Here is a 17,809-nt window from a genome sequence, read left to right as displayed (position 1 = left end):
GCGATCTCCTTCGGGAGGATGCTGGTGATGATCACGAGCGGCCGGTGGCGGGGGAATGCAGCTGCGCCTGCTCCCACGAGGTCGACGGCACATACGCGGCTACCTCGATGAGGTGCCGGACATGCGCGATGGTGGCGGCGTCCCACTCTCGCCGTCGATCGTTGGCCCGGGCCTCGGCGTCGGCGAGGGCAACAGCATAGGCCAGCCGTGCGATACGGCGAGGATCTGCGGACGAGATCATCGCCTTGGTGAAGGCCTTCGAGGTGCCGAGCGCTTCGGCTTCCATGTCCTGGACGGCGCGCAGCCAGCGATGGGCTTGAGCCAGGGTCTGGCTGCTGGCGTTGCTGATGGCCGCCAGCGCGACCTGCGCGCTTTCGCGGCTGATCTCGGAGGCTGCGTAGACGCTCAACAGCTCCAGGCATGCGGCCTCACGCGCCGCTGCGGCAACAGCGCGTTCCTTCTCCTGGGCGTCGGGCGAAGACGTGGGAGCCTGGGACGGACGGACCACGGGTGAGGCGGCGACAGATGCTGTCGCGTCAGAGGATGTGGTCGCATCCGTCGTGAACGACTGTGTGGCGGCACTGATCGTTTCTGCCAGAAACGCATCGTTGGACGTCGGCCTGCTGGACGCGTCCGGCTCGTCAGCAGGGGAGTGGGCCCGCGAAGCAGGCGGGACCTCTTCCGCAGCTGAGGAGTCAATCAGCACCGCCCGCGCGGCCTCTTTAGCGTTCAAGCGTTGTTCGCGCATGGCGGCCCAGGCGCGCATCACCAACTCCTCCTGTCCAGCTCCCAGAGCCGTCAGCAGGTTGTAGGCGGTGTCAATGCTGAGCTCTGAGCTCAGAACGAGACGCCGGGCATCGCCCGGGAGCTGCAGCAGACGCAGCCGCTTCGACACATGCGCCTTGCTCCGGTGGTGGCGGGTGGCGATCTCCTCAAGGCCCATGCCGCCTTCGACAGCCCGGCGATAGCCCTCGCCTTCCTGGAACGGGTTGAGTGCGACCCGGCCAAGGTTCTCATGCAGGAAGATGTCGTCGATGTACTCGAGCGCTTCGTTCTGCACTTCGGCCCGGATCTTCTCCAGACCGAGGTCAAGGTGCCCTAGCCAGCGGCGCTCACCGGCGAGCAGGACGTATTCGATCTCCTTGCCGAAGGTGCCTGCGAACTGCGGCCGAACCTTCAGATACTCCGCCAGGTCGGCAATCACGACAGCCTGAATCAGGCCGATGGTTTTCAGCGAGTTGGCCATCTCCGCGCGGTGCGCCTCTGAGCTGGTGGCGTCGTCACGGAGGTTTTGCGGGTTCGGCGCGATGGCACTGACGGGGACGGGGCGTCCTGCGCCCTTCGCGCGAGGCGAGGCTACGAGTGATCGCTCCTGCAGGACAACAGCAGTCTGCACTGTCGTCGGGGCATTGGCTGACCCTCCTGCTTTGGAACCTCGGGGCATCAAGATCTCCAGAACTTCGGCTCGGGACCGGCAACTGAAGCAACAGTAGCGTTTATGGCAGAAACGAAAGGGGCGTAAGACCGGTCGTGTCGCCGTTTCTGTCAGAAACGGCGACACCGTCGCCCTAGGTGATCAGCTGAGCGAGTTCGTCCACCACATCAGCCATCGAAGCCCGCTCGCTCGCATACTCGAGGCGGTCGTACTCCGGGAGAACCATCGTGCGTAGCCGGGCGCAGAGCGTCCGAAATCCGCGCCCGCCATACATCTTCGATGTGCCGAGACGGAGTCCTTCCAAGGTGATGTTCAGCTGCTCCAGTTCGTCAGCCAGGTCGCCCTCCGTTCTGGGCCACGTGTCAGCCAGCCGCTGGGCAAGAATCAGGACACGCGGCTCGTCGACGGCGTCAGGTGTGAAAGACGCTTTGCCGACGAACGGCTCGGCTGGGTCCGATCGGCGTTCCGAGCCCGCCTGGAGCGCGAGGATGCGCGCCCTGGTGGCCTGCCGTGTCGACAGCCCCAGTGGGTGGCCGAGGTCGCTCAACCTGGCGTTGGCTCGCTTGCCCAGCAGGAGGACCTTGAGCTCCAGTGCGTCAAGGGCCGCAGGATGATGAGCCACATTGCGGCGGGCGTAGGTGAGAAGCTTCAAAGCGTCGACGAGATCTTCAGCCAGCGGGGGCTGAGCGTGCGTGTCATGCCAGGACGCGAGGTAGTGCACGAGCCCGATGGGGGAGTCGTCGTCCGCTTCGCGTCGCAGCTCACGCTGGGAGTAGGGGCTGGCGACCCGGTCGAGGATGTCGTCGCGTGCGGCCTTCATCTGTTCTCGCGTGATGAGCGGGATGATGCGAGCAGGCATGCCGTAAAGACTATCTTTACGGCGCTCAAGGGTGTGCTCCGACACGGCGAAGCCCGACCTCGACCTGAGCGAACGCGATGGACCCTGATCCAGGTGTCGCAGCTGGCAGGATGCACGCCAGCCGCGCAGGACCGCGACTTTCGAGGCTGAACAGCCCAGGGGAGTGATGGCGAAGCATCTCACCACCGGAAACCAGGCTCGCGCCTTGTGCGGTGGCGGCCAGCACGGTGGGGGGAGTCCCCTCGTCGCACGGGCGCCCGGTCTCCAGTGCCCAACCTCCAGCGGGCGGGGCCAGCGGCAACGACCTCCTTCGGCCATCGCCCTGGGTGCGCTGTCTCTGGCCGGACCGTTGCCTACGCCCCCCACTCGGCCGGAGCCCTCTACCGAACCGTCAACCTGCCCTCGTATGAGATCGGCCAGGGGCCACAACGACGTGCCGATCGCCTTGTGGAGTCGTTCGACCTCCTCGGCGACCTAGATGCCACCCACCGCGGATGCATGCTGCCACGCCGCCCACAGCAGGCGCCGATTGCGGGGACAGAGGCCCAGGAGGATCCGGGCCACCGGAGCGACTGCCACTCCGCCACCCAGTGCCGTTTCTGTCAGAAACGGCACCACGGCGTCTACCAGGCTGACAACAGGCCCCTTCACGCATCGGCCCCTTCACGCATCCGCAGGGCGCCCCCGTCTGCCTCAGCACCTTGTCGCACCCAGCGCCGACGATCATCACATCATTGGGCCGCAGGGCAAGGCGTGCACACCATGCCTACCGGGGGAGTGGCGCCTATAGATCCGGGAGTGACCCTCGCTCGGCTCCGTCGAACCATGAGGGCGGGCGGGAATCAACGCCAGGAGGGCACATCACAACACCGGCTGAATCCAGATTGTGCGACAGCAGCAAACCTCAGCAGCACGGGGGAGAGGCATGCAACGAGGCCGCAGCAGCGGGCAAGAGGCACCACAACCGGAAGCAAGCTGGGCACGTGCGGGTTCGGACCGACCGCCAAGGCTGTCGAGCGAACGCCACTGACGAGGGCAGCGGCCACGACGAGAACCTCAAGGCGGGCGCAGGCGCGGTGCTGGACGCGAACACGCGGAGGACAGCACACACTCGCCCCCTCCCAGGGGCTGCACCTGTGGGCCGATGGCAACGCAGCTGGACGGAGCTGTGCTGCAAGGGCCGACCGAGCAACTCCAGGCTGCGTCGCGAGCAATGCGTTTCTGACAGAAACGGGCTGCCCTTAGAAAGCCAGGAGGCGCGGAGGCGAGGCATTCATCCGCGACTTCCACCTCATAGGCGTGGCAGAAGAGAACAGAGTTAGGCAGGACGCTGGAGGCGGAGACCAGGCCGTGGGGGAGTGATGGCATGCCCACCGTCCGGCAGAAGCGATCTCGATGGGGAATCGAGACAGCCGAGCACCAGGTGCTCGTCACCCTGCATGCCATCGACGTCCACGGGTCGTCTATCTGTGGCCACCGCATGCCGGTATCGGGCAGCGCTTGGAGCGAGCATCAGGTAGCCATCGCTGAAGCAGATCCGATATCGCGAACTCAGCACGCAGGCTGAGCTGATCAGGATGCCCCCACATCACGGAAGCACACTCGGCGATGCGCGGCCTGGTGGGGGCCTCGGCCATCCAGGTCACTGAGCAAGTCGGTACGGAGAAGCTGCGGCAGCGGGGGAGAGGCGAAGCCCCATGGCCCCGGGGTGAGAAGCGTGCTCGCCCTCGCGTGCCGCAGGCTGACCGGCAGCACGGACCATGCAGCCAAAGCCAAGACCTCGCGGCCTGCCGGGAAGGTAATCGCGCGACACTCAACGGGCCACCCCTGCGGTGGCGCAGTCGATGCCCCAGGGCGCGTCGCAGCGTCCGGTGTCGCCGGTGTGTGCCTGTCCCGACTCCAGGCATTGCACAGCTACGTCGAGCAGGGACGCAAGCAGGAGAGGGCCGCCCTGCGCATTGTTTTGCGCGCTGCGCCGTCGCTGCCGACCTCTTAGGCCGCAGCGCGCAAAACAATGCGCAACAACCGGCGGCCCACTCCTGCTTGCATCCCTTCAGCTCGCCGCAGCTGTCCCGGATGCCTTGCCGGGACAATCCCACATCGGCAACCGCAGACACCCTCACCGCAGACCAGGAGCAGGACGTGATCACTGAAAGCCGGAGCGGGCACATCCGATCGCGCTACTCGGCCTGACTTCAGCTGAACCACAGCCCCCTGTACTCCGGCGGCCACCGTTTCTGACAGAAACGGAGGCCTGAGAGCGGCACACGCTGACGGTCTTCGACCGATGCCTTCGCCCACTCCCGCTACGTCACCATCCGCGGCCAGCACGCCGCGCCTCGTCCGCTGGCTGGCAGCGAGAACACCATCTCTATCCCAGCGGCCTCACGGCGCTCCCTGACGACGTATCACGTCCAGGAACATCGAGGGCCGCACCTCAGCGCGGACAGAGCCCGCTTGCGCCCAGCCGGCCCCCCATGCGCTGAGGGGCCCACCGACACCCGGCAGCGACCGCCGCCCCTGCGACGCGCCTCATCAAGTCACGACCAGCGGGGGCCGCCCTCACCCCATCAAGTCCCGCCTGATGCCGGGACGGCACACCTGTCTCCCTCTCCGAAGGAGTCCTGTGAACGAGCCCATCGTCGTGGGCCTCGGCGGAGGCGTCGACTCCGTCGAGGCACTCCTCACCCTGCTAGACAGCCCCGCCGACGCGCGCAGACTACGCGCAGGCGCCGTCATGATGGCGCAGACAGGCCACGAGTGGCCTGACACCAAGCAACTCCTGGAGGAGGTTCTCTTTCCACGTCTGGCCCAGGCGCGCGTGCGCACCATTCAGGTAGCGCGAGGAGGTCTGCTCGCCGCAGCAGGTATAACCATCCTGGAGGACACCGATCGCCCCACCCTCTGCCATACCCGGCCCACCCAGGAACGCCCCTACTTCACCCTCGGCCACGAGATGATCCTGGCTGGCACGATTCCACAACTGGTGGGCCCCAAACGATGCTCACAACGATCCAAGGGAGCACCACTCGACCTCATCCGGGAAACGCACGTCACGCGCGGTCAGCGCTACCTCCACCTGATCGGCTACGAGGTCACTGAGACACAACGCATCATCAAGGACCAGCAAGCCGATACCACGACGCGCCGAGGCTGGTACCCCCTGGCAGAACAAGGCAAAGATCGTGCAGCCTGCTTGGCAGGCATCGAAGAAAAGACCGGCCGCACCTGGGTGAAATCGGCGTGCACCTTCTGCCCCTTTGCGATGTCGAGCCGGGCGGGCCAACGACGGACACTGGATCGATTCCAGCAATTCCCGCGCGAAGGGCTTCTTCCCTTGGCCATGGAAGAAATCGCCATCCGCCTCAACCCCGCCCAAGGCCTGGCCGGAGTGAACAGAACAACCCACCACGGCCTGCGACTCCTGGATCTGATGGCCAGCCGCCCCCAGCTCGCCCCCGTGCTGGCCGAACAACAAGCCCGCCTGGATCGCGTCACATGGGCGGTGTACGAAGTCCAGCGAGCGGTGCTGGAGCACGGGGGAGCCCGCAGGGTGTCGGCCCAGGCGGTGGGGTCACGCGCAGAGATGGAGCACCTGCTGATCGCACGGGCACCTCAGCGGGATGTCGACGAGCACGGCGGCGTGCTCCGCGTGTGGGACAAACGACGCCGTCCGGCGTTGCCCACCACCGAGTCCTTCCTCGTCGCCGCCCCGTACTTCGTCAACGAGAAGTCGCGCCCAAGCTTCTGGACCACCTGGAAGAACGCGCAACTGGGCGAACACCTCGCGGGTGAGTGAGGTATCGGTGCCACGTCCCCGGCAACGCGGTGTACCTGCCCGAGCCAGCGGCAGAGCTGCCACAGGCCAGTCCTGATCTCGGGCGCACCCGCCCTGCTCCGCCGCGCCCTCCTCCCGCCTGCTCCGACGGCAGCACACCGTCCGAGACCAACCGCACACCTGGCGCGCCGCGCCGACGATGTCAGCCCAAACCACGCGCCGCACGAATCCCCTTTCGTGTGGCGCTTTTCCACGCTCACCCATTCATTCTGGAGCCCTTGTGTTTCCCGACGATATTCACATCACCCACCCGTCCGAAATGCTCACCATCATTCCCTACATGATGGGATTTCATCCCACGCTCAGTCTCGTCACGGTCGGGCTTTCCGACGGGCCAAAGGTCATTCGCGGCATGACGCGCTTCGACGTGCCCAACAACTCCGCCGACATTCCCCAGATCATGCAGCAACTGGTCGAGATCACCACCCGCAACAACTGGAGGCATGCACTGCTGGTCGGTTACGGGCCCGGCGCGCTCCTCACGCCCCTGATCGACGCCGCGCGGAGCGCACTGGAGGGGGCAGGGATCGACATCCTCGACGCGCTACGCGCCGACGACAACCGGTACTGGTCCTACACCTGCCCCGACCCGGAATGCTGCCCGCCAGAAGGGCGCGCCTACGAGGGCACCGGCAATCGCGTCGCGAACGCTGCGATCAAGGCCGGGCTTGCAGCCCTGCCGGACCGGTCGGCTTTGGAGAGCACGCTTGACCCGATCACCGGCCCCGAGCAGGAACAGGTCAGTGATGCCATGCACGCCGCATGCCAGCGCGTCCGCACCGCGTGGCAGGCGACAACACCTCGAGGATGGTATGAGGAAGGACGCGAACAGATCAGCGAGGCGCTCCGCAGAACCGTCAACGGGCAGGAACACTCCGCAGACCAGGTGGCGTGGCTAGGAATCCTCCTGACGGCCGTGGCCATTCGGGACACGGCGATCGCTCTCGCTGATCACTTCGAGCACGAGGTGCATGTCAGCCTCTGGAGCGACATGATCCGCCGAGTCCCTCCAGCCTTCAGCATCGCACCGGCAACGCTCCTGGCACTGTTCAGCTACCGCTCAGGAGACGGCGTGCTCGCCAGCATCGCGATCGAGCGGGCGCTGAGCCACGACCCCGGCAACCGTCTTGCCCAGCTGGTGCACCTTGCCCTCTCCCACGGGTTGCCTCCCGAGAAGATCGCAGGCATGAACTTCGCAGGCATCACCGAGAAGATCGCCGCCTCCGTCGACGAGTACCCCGCGCAGGCCCTGCCCCAGCTGCCCGCAGACTGGTGACCCCATCGCCCTGCCCTGAGCCACACCGCCGTGCTCGCTCAGGGCAGGGCAGAGGGCACGGCGCCTCCTGTGAGCACCCACCATCAGGGCCGGCGCCGTCCCTCGCCGCAGGCCGGAGACGGTCACATCCGTCAGAGGGCCCGCAGCAACGGCTCGGATCACGACCAGCGCCCAGGCACCCGCCTATCACCCGCTTCGGAAGGCCTATCACCCGCGCGGCGCAGCCGTCACCCCCGGCGGCCAGCGTTGCCACAAGGAACACAAGACGCTGCGTCATCCACCCCAGCGTCGGCCGCACCCCCACTGTGACCTTCACCCCATGGCCGAACACACCCGCTGATCCAGCCACCCGCAACCTGGCCCGCCCCGCCCGGTCTCCACAGCCACAACCCTGCGCAGCCAGGAGAGCACATGACCCATCAAGACCTTCTCGCCCGACTCACGCTGCTTCGTATCGCCCGGCCACACGATGTCGAACTGGGCCAACTCGTCGCCCAGCTCACTCCCGTCCAAGCCGTTGACACTCTGCGCTCCACCCGCCACCTCGCAGCCCTGCAACCAGCCCACACCCCCGCACCCGTGTGGACCGAAACCTGCCAGCGCTGGGCCGCCACGCTGGCGCAGACCAACCCCGAGGCCGATCTGGAGGCAGGGCTCAAATGCGGAGCACACGTGGTGGTGCCCGGAGCAGCGGACTGGCCAGCCGCGCTGAGCGACTGGGGCGCCGCCGCACCCTTCGCCCTCTGGGTACGAGGCGAGGTCAACCTGTCAGCGGCCTTTCACCGCTCGATCGCCATCGTCGGCTCACGCACGGCCTCCCCCTACGGGACGCACGTCGCCTCCGAGTTCGCCATCGAATTAGGCCAGGCTGGTTGGTCGATCATCAGCGGCGGCGCCTACGGCATCGACGTCGCAGCACATCAAGGAGCCCTCGCCACCGGCTCGCCCACCATCGCCGTCCTCGCCTGCGGCATCGACGTCGGCCACCCCAGCGCCCACCAGCAACTGCTTGCGGCAATCGCGCGACACGGTGCCCTCATCAGCGCGTGCTCGATAGGCCAGCACCCCACACGCGAGCGCAGCCTGGCCCGCAACCGCATCGTGGCCAGCAGCCAAGCCACGCTCGTGGTGGAGGCGGCACGACACAGCGACGCGATCAGCACTGCCTCCTATGCGAGAGAGCTCGCCCGGCCTGTCGCAGCAATACCCGGGCCCGTCACGTCCGCCCAATCCGAGGGATGCCACGACTTGATCATCAGCCAACAGGCACGGCTTGTCGCCGAGCCGCGACACCTCATCGACCTGATCCCAAGCCTGCCGCACAGGTAGTCAACGCGGCCTGGCCGCTGCCCATCGCCGCGGCCAACGAGAGCAGGCGAAGGCGCCGCCTGGCTCACACCGTCACGTCGATCGCGTGCGATCGCCGATCGGCTGAAGGGGCGAGAACACGGCTGTGCCAAGCAGCCCAGAACGCTCACCACGGTCATCTCCACCAGGACCTGCTCGGCCAGCAGACACGCCCATCGCCCAGCCGCGCCTTCTCCCGCCGATAGCCGGGGGCACGCGGCGCAGCCTCTGCGGCCGCCCGCCACCGCACCGGGCGAGCACCCCACACCGTGATCACGCTCGCCTGCAGCGGCGCCCCCACGCGATCGGCTCGCACCCCGCCACCAGCACAAGGAAGGCAGCATCAGCTCTGAGCAGCACCGACGCCGAGCCCATCACCATCGCGCGATGGTGCGCCACCAACGACTGGCCCGTTCACCCTCTCACCCCAGGAAGCAAGATCCCCGCACGCAACTGCCAGCGCTGCCAGCAGGCCCAGCACGACCCCCGCCAATGCCCCTGCCTGCCGCTCGGCCGCTGGTGCCACAGCTTCTACGCCGCCACCACCAACCCCACTCGCATCAACCAGTGGTGGCACCACAACCCCCGCTTCGGGGTCGGCGTCGCATGCGGATCTCCGTCAAACCTGCTCGTCATCGACATCGACACACCCCCGGAATGGTCTGCCGGTCCGCCGCACATCCCGCCAGGGCCGCAGCCAGCCCGCACCATCGACCCCCGCTACGCAACCGACGGCTACGAGGCACTTACCCTGCTGGCTGAGCACCACCATGCCATCAACCCGGCCCACGACGCCTCAACACTGCGCGTCCGCACCCCCTCAGGCGGACTGCACGTGTGGTACAGCATCGACAGCGGGGAGGTGTTCCTGTGTTCCACCGGCAACAGCCCAGCCCGAGCGCTCGCCCGCTACGTCGATGTCCGAGCCGAAGGCGGTTACATCATCGCCCCCGGCATCATCACACGAGCAGGCCCCTACACACCGCTCGCCGACGCAGCGCTGCCCTCGCGCCTGCCGCACTGGCTACGCGGCGAACTCGTGCGCACCGGCCACCGACTCAGCGACCTCCCCGCGCCGGTGGCATCACCTCTGCCCGCGTGTGCGCTACAGAGAAGCGCGCAACGATCGTCGGCCCAGCGGGTTCTGTCCTCACTGCTGAACGACATTCTCGCCTGCGCGGCAACGACTCACGGAAGCGCGTTCGCCGAAAGGCTCAATCGTGCGGCCTACACCGCGGGCGGCCTCGTAGCAGCGGGATACCTGTGCCACGACGAAACCGAACAACGGCTGACCCAGGCCGCCACCCTCGCCCGGCCCCATCAAGGCCGCCGCATCGCCGCCATCATCCACTCCGGCATGAGCGCAGGCCGTCGCCGCCCGTTTCACCTGCACCCCTGACCTTGGCGCCCTTGACATCAGGCATCGCAGAGATGAACCGCCGCCGAGCTCGGCCCCTCGCACCTGACCTTGTGCCGCAATGGCGCGTCAGAAATCCCGCCAGGCGGCGAGACCTTGACCTGACTATCACCATGACAAATTCTGAAGCGCTTGTCAGAAAGTCGGGGTTTCAGCATGATGTTGCACAACCAAAGGAGATGTCCATGACATCGGCGCAATACCACAACGCCACCGACATCGACCCCCACTGGTACATCCACGTGACAGTGCCCGACAGCACCGCATCCCCGTGGTACAAGGTCCACCAGGTGATCACGACCGAGCAGCACGTCTACTTCCACGCCGAAGACGGCACCCTCCTGGGCGCAGCGGCCGTCAGCAGCCAGGTGCGAAGCCTCACCCCCGAACAATGGCAGGCGCGCCCATCGTGACGGCCTTCACCTACGACTCGCACATCGCCATCGTGGGAGGCTCCATCACCGGGCCTGCAGCAGCCCTGCGCCTGCATCAGGAAGGCTTCAGCCGTCTCAGCGTGTACGAAGCCGCACCCCACCCACCCCAAGGCGGCGGCGCGATCACCCTCGAGCACCCAGCGCTCGGCATCCTGGACACCATAGGCGTACCCCAGGCGGAGATCATCCCCTTCCCCAGCGAACGCATCGTCTCCATCAAGATCGCCGACCGGACGGAAGGCGACCGATTCAGCACCCTCTACCCCGCCCGCCACACCGCCTGGCACCTCATCAACAGGAGCCTGCTCACACGCCTGCCCCTCCACACGCTGCACACCGGCATGCGCGTCATCGGCCTCGACACCACCACCAACAACCGGCCACAACTGCACTTTCGAAACAGACAGAGCATCTCAGCAGACCTCATCGTGTTCGCAGACGGACGCCGCTCAACCGGCCGCGCCCTTCTCGACCCCCAACGCGAACTCACCTACTCCGGCATCGTCGCCTGGCGCGGCCAAAGCACCTGGATGCCGGCAGGCCTGCAGGACTACACCCGCTACGAACCACCCCACACCCGGCTGGCGGTCTTCCCCACTCAACTCCCCGACGGGCGCATCGGCAGCGACTGGACCCTGTACACGCCGATGACGGAAGCCCGCTTCACCGACATGTTCGGCATCACCCCCACCCAGCGCAACTTCGTACTTCCACACCACATGACCGAGCAAGCGCGAACCCTGGTCATCGACCAAGCACGCGCCCACTTCAGCCCAGACGCCATCCGCATGATCGAAACCACCACCACCTGGTCCGCAGCCAGCCTCGTCACCACCCCCACCCCACGCCAGATGGCCTTCCCCGTAGGGGCAGGTCACGCTGTGCTGGTTGGAGACGCACTCGCCCCCGTCTCCCCGCTGACCGGGCGAGGAGCCAACAACGGCGTCGAGCAAATTCACGACCTCGTCGCCACCCTCACCCAATGCGCGCGATATGGCGCCGACGTCACCACTGCTCTACAAGGATGGCAAAGCCGCATGCTACCGACTGTGCGCTACACCATGGAGTTGGGAGAAAAGCTCGCAGAACAAGTCGGCCTACGCTCTCACGAACGAGCACAAGCAGCACACCTCTCCTCACCCACCACGGGCGCAACAGCACCACGATCCCAATCCGGCGCCGAGCAACAGTCCCCAACATCGCGGCCCAAACCGAACAAGCGATCACGCGGAATCTGAAGCAGAGCGAGACAGAAACGCCGACCATGATCTTGCCCGGCCGATCGCGGATAAGCGGTTGCATTCCCACGGCACCACCGCCCCCTGCGCGCCATCCCTCACATCTGCAGCAACCTCGAGCTGACAAGGGTCAACACGCTGATGTCACCGTCGCCCTGCTGCATGGAATGAGCACTGCCGTTCAGGCGTCAAGTGCGAGGTGTTGATCTATCACGGCTGGCTTGTCATACCCGCGCGGCACAGGGCCTGAAGTTCCGGGTAATCCTCGTCAGATGTGTCAGTATCCTGCAGGAACCGCCACGTCGTTCACGTGCAGTTCGACGGCCGACTGATTCACACGCGGAAGAGTACTTGCGCCCAGCGCCCTGAATCGCCCCGGCTTCGGTGGAGACTCGTTTCCTTGAGAGGGTCGAGTCATGGCACGTCCGTCCCCCCTACCCTCCCGAACTTCGTGAGCGCGCGGTGCGCATGGTCGCGGAGATCCGGCCGAACTATCCGACCGAGTGGGCCGCGATGAAAGCGGTCGCAGCAAAGCTCGGCATCGGGACGGCCGAGACAGTGCGCAGCTGGGTGCGCCGGGCGCAGATCGATGCAGGACGGCGGCCCGGGACCACGTCGACCGAGGCCGAGGAGATCAAACGGCTGAAGGCGGAGAACGCCGAACTGCGGCGGGCCAACGAGATCTTGAAAGCGGCGTCGGTTTTCTTCGCGGCCGAGCTCGACCGGCCACACAAGCGCTCGTAGCGTTCATCGACGCTCATCGCCAGGTGTTCGGGGTCGAGCCGATCTGCCGTGTGCTGACCGCGCACGGGTTGAAGATCGCAACGAGCACCTACTACGCCGCCAAGAATCGCACGCCGAGCGTCCGCGCTGTACGTGACGCCGAGCTCAAGCAGCACATCAGCCGAGTGCACGCCGACAACTACGGCGTCTACGGCGTGCGCAAAGTCTGGAGGCAGCTGGGCCGCGAAGGAATCGTCGTAGCGCGCTGCACCATCGCCCGGCTGATGGGCGAATTGGGGCTGGAAGGCGTCCGACGGGGCAAGAAGCTGCGCACCACCGTGCGCGACGCCGGACATGAGCGTGCCGGCGGCCTGCTGAATCGCGACTTCACGGCCTCGCGCCCCCACCAGCGGTGGGTGGCGGACTTCACCTACGTGATGACCTGGGCCGGCGTGGTCTACGTCGCGTTCGTCGTCGATGTGTACTCCCGCGCGATCGTGGGCTGGTCGGCGGCCACCACCAAACGAGCCAAGCTTGTCTTGGATGCCCTGGACATGGCGCTGTGGCGACGCGCGCGGACCGGCATGCCAGCCGGGTGGGGTCTGGTTCATCACTCGGATGCGGGCAGTCAATACACCGGTTTCGCTTTCACCGCCCACCTGCTCCAGGCCGGGATCGACGCCTCGATCGGCAGCGTCGGCGACGCGCTGGACAACGCCCTGATGGAATCGCAGATCGGCCTGTTCAAGACCGAACTGATCAAACCCCGACCACCATGGAAAGGCCTTGCCGACGTCGAACTGGCCACCGCCGAGTGGGTCGACTGGTTCAACCGTCAGCGCCTGCACACCGCCATCGGCGACGTCCCGCCAGCCGAACACGAAGCCGTCTACTACGCTCAACACCAGCCCCAACCGGCGGCTGGAGTCAGCTAATAGAGTCTCCACCGATCCCGGAGCGGTTCACCCTGCACTGCCCGCTCATACACTGCAGACGCCCAGTGCTGTCAAACCTCAAGGTGATGCCCGCATGTTGACCACGGGACCATCCCCGCGTGCGCGGGGCCGACATCCGCAAGGCAACGCGGGCCGACGCCTGATACAAGGCCCTGCCCCCACCAACGGCCGGACCATCCCCGCGTGCGCGGGGCCGACTTGGTGGCCAAGGCCAGAGAGCGCATGCTGCATGGACCATCACCGCGTGCGCGGGGCCGACATGTCGACCGTGCTGCCCAGCGCGTCCCACGCCGGACCATCCCCGCGTACGCGGGGCCGACATGACGGATCGCAAACAGATCACACTCGCGGCAGGACCATCTCCGCGTGTGCGGGGCCGACGCCCTGTGCGCACTGGACTCGGGTACGACGATGGGACCATCCCCGCGTGCGCGGGGCCGACCTGGGCAGGGGTGGGGGGACGCCGTCGGCACGGACCATCCCCGCGTGCGCGGGGCCGACCTGCTGTATCAGTGGCACTGATCCATCTCCTGGGGACCATCCCCGCGTGCGCGGGGCCGACCAGTCCAGCACAACCACAGCTATGGACGGCCGCGGACCATCCCCGCGTGCGCGGGGCCGACATGTTGTCGAACGTCATCCCGGCGACGTCCCAGGGACCATCCCCGCGTGCGCGGGCCGACCTGAGAGCCCCACTCATCAGGGCCGTTGGGTCAGGACCATCCCCGCGTGCGCGGGGCCGACCCGAGCTGCATGTGGCAGCCGAGCACCACGCAGGGACCATCCCCGCGTGCGCGGGGCCGACCCGAGCTGCATGTGGCAGCCGAGCACCACGCAGGGACCATCCCCGCGTGCGCGGGGCCGACCCGAGCTGCATGTGGCAGCCGAGCACCACGCAGGGACCATCCCCGCGTGCGCGGGGCCGACCCGAGCTGCATGTGGCAGCCGAGCACCACGCAGGGACCATCCCCGCGTGCGCGGGGCCGACCCGAGCTGCATGTGGCAGCCGAGCACCACGCAGGGACCATCCCCGCGTGCGCGGGGCCGACCCGAGCTGCATGTGGCAGCCGAGCACCACGCAGGGACCATCCCCGCGTGCGCGGGGCCGACACCTCGCCCAACGCCGCAATGAGCGCATCCCGGGGACCATCCCCGCGTGCGCGGGGCCGACTGCTCCACACTTAGGCCGCTACTGCCCAGCTCAGGACCATCCCCGCGTGCGCGGGGCCGACTGGCTCTACGACACCCTCATCGGGAATTCGATCGGACCATCCCCGCGTGCGCGGGGCCGACACTTGCTGACCTGGTGCTTCCCTACGGGGAAAGCGGTTTCTCGTTCGGTTGGGTTGGAGCGTGTAGCGTCTCGGCCTGGGCTTGTATGGAGGCTCTAGTCGTGGTTGCCGGTGGCAATTCTAGTGCCGCCAGGCAAGAGCGGGGAGGATGACGTGGACGAGCGTGATCTTGGGTTTCTCGGCGATGATGCATTGGTGCGCCAGCTGGGTGTGTTGTGGGGGAAGTCGGCGGCGCGGGCGGGTGGGCGGACGAACCTGCTGATCTGTCATCTTCTCGATACCGCTGCAGTGGCCGAGCGGATCTGGGATGACTACCTCGCCCCTTCGACAAAGGCCCTGCTGGACAGGACGGCTGGAGGGGCGGGGCGCGGGCGGCGGTTGTTCGCGTGGGTGTGCGGTGTACACGATTGCGGGAAGGCGACACCGGCGTTTCAGCGCATGGATGAGACCGGTGCGCGGGCGGTACAGGGTGCGGGTCTCACCTGGGTTCCCAAGCGGCAGCAGCGGTGGCGCCACGATCAGGCGGGCGGGAGGTTGATGCGGCATGTGCTCGGTGAGGCTGGATGGCAGCCGGAGCAGATCGCGTGGGTGTGGCCGCTGATCGCTGGCCATCACGGAAGGTTTCCGCCGGTTTCGAGGCTGACAGAGCCGGTTTCCGCACTCGGACACCTCCATGGCAAGGGGGCGGGTTGGCGCAGGGCGCAGTCAGCCGTGGTCGAGGTTTTCACCCGGCAGATGGGTTATCAGAGCCTGGGGGAGGTGCAGCCCGCGCACGTGCCCAGTCGCGCCGATCAGCTGCATTTGAGTGGCCTGGTGGTGATGGCCGACTGGATCGCGAGCGACGAGGAGCATTTCCAGGGCTTGGACGATCTTGGGCAGGTGGGCGTGGAGGTCTCCCGGGGTCGTGCGGCCAAGGCATGGAAGAAGCTGGGGTTGCGGGGCGGGTGGGGGAGCCTGGCAGTTCCCGGGCCGGAGGCATTCCAGGACCGCTTTGGCCAGGTGGCGCGCCGCTCGCAGGTGATGGTGATGGAAGCGGCGCGGCAGATGAGTGGCCCTGGCCTGCTGATCGTCGAGGCGCCGATGGGGGAGGGCAAGACGAAGGCCGCATTGATGAGTGCGGAGATCCTGGCGGCGCGGTTCGGCGCCGATGGCGTCTTTGTCGGAATGCCGACTCAGGCCACCAGCGATCCGATCTTCACTCAGGTGCGGGCGTGGGCGGGAAAGGTAGCCCCGGGGCTGGAATCGCAGGTGGCACTTCTGCACGGTAAGCGGCGCTTCAACAAGGAATGGCAGCGCCTCCTGACGGAAGCTGGCGAGCGCCCCGACGACATGTACGGAAGTGTCGAGGAGGATGCGCTTTATGGCCTCGACAGCCCCCTTCAGGAGGTGTCGGAGCGGCTTGCGCCAGCAGAGTGGTTCCTCGGTAGTAAACGCGGTCTGCTGGCGCCGCTGGTCGTGGGGACCATCGATCAGCTGCTGTTCGCCGCGACCCGGACCAAGCACGTGATGTTGCGGATGGCTGGCCTGGCGGGCAAGGTTGTGATCTTGGACGAGGTGCATGCCGCCGATGTCTACATGTCTCAGTTCCTGCAGGAGGGGTTGCGCTGGCTGGGACAGGCACGTGTTCCCGTCGTCTTGCTGTCGGCGACGTTGCCGCCCGACCAGCGGCGCGCCCTGACAGAGGCGTACTTGGCTGGCGCAGCCTGGCGCGAGTCGGCGCCGGCGTTCGAACTGCCCGATCCTGCCGGATATCCGAACGTCACGGCTGCCTGGTTGCAGGAGGGCAGCGCGCAGGTGTTCGTCGATGACTGCCCGCCCTGGCGTCAGGAAGACCTTCGCCTGCGCATCGAGGTGTTTGCCGAGACTTCTGCCGCCCGGAGCGATACGAACACGCACTCCGATGTGGTGGAGTTGCTGGCCGATCGGCTGCGTGACGGTGGCTGTGGCCTGGTGATCCGTAACACTGTCGAGCGAGCCCAGGAGACCTACAAGGTGCTTTGCTCTCACTTCGGGACGGAAGAGGTGATGCTCCTGCACGGACGACTGCATGCCGCCCACCGCGCAGACCGTACCGATAGGGCGCTGGATCGGCTCGGACCGTCCAGCGAGGCGCGCCGCCGGACGATCCTGGTCGCCACCCAGCTTGCCGAGCAGTCGTTCGACGTCGACGCCGACATCCTCGTCACCGACCTGGCGCCGATCGACCTGCTTTTGCAGCGCATCGGCCGCTTGCATCGACATGGCGGTGTCTTTCGCCCCGAGCCGCTGCGGGAGCCGTGCGTCGTCGTCACAGGTTTCCGGCCTTCGACGTCAGCCGCCCCCTGGGTACTACCGGCCAGTGAGGCGATCTATGGGCGGTACCTGCTGTTGCGCACGGCCGCGCTCGTCGCCGGGGCAGCCGGCAAGGCCTGGGGCATCCCCGGCCAGGTGCCGCAGCTGGTGGCCTGTGGGTATGGCGGGCACATCGCGATGCCGCTGGCGTGGGTACAGGCGGAGGCTCAGGCGTGGCAGGCATGGGAGGCGCAGCAGCGTATTCGGGCGAAGAGCGCCGAGAGGTTCTTGCTGACGCGGTTCGCCGAACACGAGAACACGACGCTGGAAGGCCTGCACTACGCGGAGACCCGCGGTGGTGACGAGGTCGTCTCCGCAATCGTTCGTGATGGCGAACCCAGCGTCGAAGCCATCGTGGTCTACGAGGACGACCAGGGGTACACCACATGGAAAGGCAGGCGATTGGGACCGAACGGCGAGGTGTCGCCCGATCGTGTGGACGAGGTCTTAGGCGGCGCCGTACGCCTTCCGGCCGCACTCTCCGTAGCGGCTGAGAGCGAGCTGGGGCCCTTGGCTGGCTGGCGCGACCACGCATGGCTTCGCCACAGCCGGGCGTTGAAACTCAAGACAGGGGAGAGGAGCGAGGTGGGCCCGTTCTCGGTCTGCTACGACAACGAACTGGGCCTGGTCGTCGATCGGATCCGATAGCAGCCAGGCGTACGG

At 66.9% G+C, this 17,809-nt stretch carries 10 protein-coding genes and 1 CRISPR repeat array; of the genes, 8 read left to right on the top strand and 2 right to left on the bottom strand.

Annotation, left to right across the window (positions count from 1 at the left end; all coding sequences use genetic code 11):
- Positions 1-31: 31 nt before the first annotated feature.
- Both ACTWNK_RS02020 and ACTWNK_RS02015 read right to left on the bottom strand, forming a co-directional pair.
- Entirely contained in the window at positions 32-1,444 is a 1,413-nt protein-coding gene (locus ACTWNK_RS02020; protein WP_474301749.1) for a ParB/RepB/Spo0J family partition protein, read from the bottom strand.
- A gap of 124 nt (positions 1,445-1,568) precedes the next feature.
- Positions 1,569-2,294, bottom strand: coding sequence for a hypothetical protein (locus ACTWNK_RS02015; RefSeq protein WP_474301748.1), 726 nt, complete (start codon positions 2,292-2,294; stop codon positions 1,569-1,571).
- A 2,626-nt stretch (positions 2,295-4,920) separates the two neighbouring features.
- Here ACTWNK_RS02015 and ACTWNK_RS02010 point away from each other — a divergent pair.
- The 8 genes from ACTWNK_RS02010 to cas3 all read left to right on the top strand — a co-directional run bounded on the left by ACTWNK_RS02010 (position 4,921) and on the right by cas3 (position 17,794).
- Entirely contained in the window at positions 4,921-6,093 is a 1,173-nt protein-coding gene (locus ACTWNK_RS02010; protein WP_474301747.1) for a hypothetical protein, read from the top strand.
- A gap of 259 nt (positions 6,094-6,352) precedes the next feature.
- Positions 6,353-7,408 carry a DUF4192 domain-containing protein gene (locus ACTWNK_RS02005; RefSeq protein WP_474301746.1) on the top strand — a complete coding sequence of 352 codons (1,056 nt, stop codon included), beginning with the start codon at positions 6,353-6,355 and terminating at the stop codon, positions 7,406-7,408.
- A gap of 411 nt (positions 7,409-7,819) precedes the next feature.
- Positions 7,820-8,737, top strand: coding sequence for a DNA-processing protein DprA (locus ACTWNK_RS02000; RefSeq protein WP_474301745.1), 918 nt, complete (start codon positions 7,820-7,822; stop codon positions 8,735-8,737).
- 124 nt (positions 8,738-8,861) lie between these two features.
- A complete protein-coding gene (locus tag ACTWNK_RS01995; RefSeq protein ID WP_474301744.1) occupies positions 8,862-10,154 on the top strand; it encodes a bifunctional DNA primase/polymerase in 1,293 nt (430 codons plus the stop codon).
- A 203-nt stretch (positions 10,155-10,357) separates the two neighbouring features.
- Positions 10,358-10,585, top strand: a complete 228-nt coding sequence (locus ACTWNK_RS01990; RefSeq protein WP_474301743.1) for a hypothetical protein — start codon at positions 10,358-10,360, stop codon at positions 10,583-10,585.
- A complete protein-coding gene (locus ACTWNK_RS01985; protein WP_474301742.1) occupies positions 10,582-11,844 on the top strand; it encodes an FAD-dependent monooxygenase in 1,263 nt (420 codons plus the stop codon). The genes ACTWNK_RS01990 and ACTWNK_RS01985 overlap by 4 nt, the downstream gene beginning before the upstream one ends.
- Before the next feature lie 468 nt (positions 11,845-12,312).
- Positions 12,313-13,502, top strand: a protein-coding gene (locus ACTWNK_RS01980) for an IS3 family transposase (protein WP_474301764.1) whose coding sequence is annotated in 2 segments (ribosomal slippage) — positions 12,313-12,544 and positions 12,544-13,502 — 1,191 coding nt in all. Because the reading frame shifts where the segments join, the coding sequence is not laid out codon by codon here.
- Positions 13,503-13,608: 106 nt separating this feature from the next.
- Positions 13,609-14,816: a CRISPR direct-repeat array (repeat unit 28 nt; unit sequence GGACCATCCCCGCGTGCGCGGGGCCGAC).
- A 152-nt stretch (positions 14,817-14,968) separates the two neighbouring features.
- Positions 14,969-17,794 (top strand): CRISPR-associated helicase Cas3', encoded by a 2,826-nt coding sequence (gene cas3, locus ACTWNK_RS01975; protein WP_474301741.1) that lies wholly within the window; start codon positions 14,969-14,971, stop codon positions 17,792-17,794.
- Positions 17,795-17,809 lie beyond the last annotated feature (15 nt).

It is taken from the genome of Nonomuraea sp. IBHARD001 (assembly GCF_056106265.1).
Note: the sequence above shows the minus strand (reverse complement) of the source record. Positions and strands in the feature narration are given on the sequence as shown.

Bases quoted from the DNA above. Each gene is read 5' to 3' on its own strand.
- ACTWNK_RS01990 (WP_474301743.1), top strand. From the start codon at position 10,358: ATGACATCGGCGCAATACCACAACGCCACCGACATCGACCCCCACTGG.
- ACTWNK_RS02020 (WP_474301749.1), bottom strand. From the start codon at position 1,444: ATGCCCCGAGGTTCCAAAGCAGGAGGGTCAGCCAATGCCCCGACGACA.
- ACTWNK_RS02015 (WP_474301748.1), bottom strand. From the start codon at position 2,294: ATGCCTGCTCGCATCATCCCGCTCATCACGCGAGAACAGATGAAGGCC.
- ACTWNK_RS02000 (WP_474301745.1), top strand. From the start codon at position 7,820: ATGACCCATCAAGACCTTCTCGCCCGACTCACGCTGCTTCGTATCGCC.